At 56.2% G+C, this 1,716-nt stretch carries 1 protein-coding gene; it reads left to right on the top strand.

Features of this window, described 5'->3' with window-relative positions:
- On the top strand, positions 1 to 1,716 hold a 1,716-nt coding region (locus tag Xets_RS18800), incomplete at both ends, for an amino acid adenylation domain-containing protein (protein WP_187652313.1).

The raw sequence follows: 1,716 nt of genomic DNA, 5'->3' as shown, positions 1-1,716 counted from the left end.
CAGTTTGAAGCACTGGCAGAGCAACAACCCAATGCCCCCGCCGTGATATTTGAAGAGCAAACTATTCGCTATGGCGAACTGAACCGCCGTGCTAATCAGCTGGCCCATTACCTGATGGCGCTGGGCGTCCGTCCGGACAAACGCGTGGCGATTTGTGTCGAACGCAGTCTGGAAATGGTGGTCGGATTACTGGCTATTCTTAAAGCCGGTGGGGCCTATGTCCCGCTCGATCCGGCCTACCCAACCGAACGGCTGACGTATATGCTCCGAGATGCCGCTCCCGTGGCCTTACTTACCCAGACGACCCTCGCCGACGCCCTGAACAATACGGACTCCACGGCTGAGACCGACTATCTCACAATACTGCTTGATGCTCAGACAGCTTCTCTCGCTGAACAACCGACTCACAACCCAGATACACAGGCGCAGGGGCTGACACCACACCATTTGGCCTATGTCATCTACACGTCAGGCTCCACCGGATTACCCAAGGGGGTGGAAATGCCGCTGGCGGCCTTGTCAAACCTACTACAATGGCACCGACACCTCCCTGCACCGCCCGCCGGCACCGGCAAAACCCTGCAATTTGCTGCGCTGGGCTTCGATGTCGCCTTTCAGGAAATATTCACCACCCTGTGTGAAGGCGGCTGTCTGGTTCTGATTAATGAAACCCTGCGACAGGCGCCTCAACAGCTTCTCCGGCTGATTCAGCAACAACAGATTGACCGAATTTTCCTGCCCTATATTGCGCTCCAGCATCTGGCTGAAGCCGCTAATTACAGTGGAGAGGATTTTTCCTGGCTGGCGCATATTATCACCGCCGGCGAGCAATTGCGTATTACGCCAGCCATTCAGCGTTTCCTGCAACGGACCAACTGCCGGTTACATAATCACTATGGCCCGACAGAAAGCCATGTCGCTACGGCATACCAACTGGGTAAGGAAATGGCACAATGGCCAACATTGCCGCCCATCGGTCGCCCGATAGCCAACAACCGCATTTATCTTCTTGATGGGAACGGTCAGCCTGTGCCTGTGGGCGTGACCGGGGAAATCTATATCGCCGGCGCTGGCATAGCCCGTGGGTATCTCAACCGGCCTGAACTGACGGCTGAGCGCTTCCTGGTTGACCCGTTTTCCCCAAATCCCGATGACCGTATGTACAAAACCGGTGACCTTGGCCGCTGGCGACCCGATGGCAATATCGACTACCTCGGCCGTAATGATTTTCAGGTCAAACTGCGGGGTTTTCGCATTGAATTGGGGGAAATCGAAACACAGCTTATGCAGTGTCACGGGGTGCGCGAAGCCGTGGTGATTGCCCGCGAAGATGAACCCGGTCAGAAACGGTTGGTGGCCTATCTGCGGCCACAGGCGGGCGCTAAACTGGTGCCCGCTGAACTGCGTCAGCAACTCGCCCGACACCTTGCCGACTATATGCTGCCCACTGCATTTGTGATGCTGGAAACCTTCCCACTCACGCCCAATGGTAAACTTAACCGTCAGGCACTCCCTGCGCCGGATGATTCTGCCGTAGTGACGCGCAGCTATGAAGCGCCCATCGGTGACATAGAAACGGCGTTGGCACAAATCTGGCAAGACTTATTGGGACTGGCGCGAGTGGGTCGTCATGATCATTTCTTTGAGCTGGGCGGGCATTCCCTGCTTGCTGTCCAGCTTGTCGCCCGTATTCGTCAGGTATTGGCGCGGGAATTA

The organism is Xenorhabdus sp. TS4 (genome assembly GCF_014467265.1).
GTDB lineage: Bacteria > Pseudomonadota > Gammaproteobacteria > Enterobacterales > Enterobacteriaceae > Xenorhabdus > Xenorhabdus ehlersii.
The sequence above is the reverse complement of the archived record's forward strand: the minus strand, read 5'-3'. Positions and strand labels throughout refer to the sequence as shown.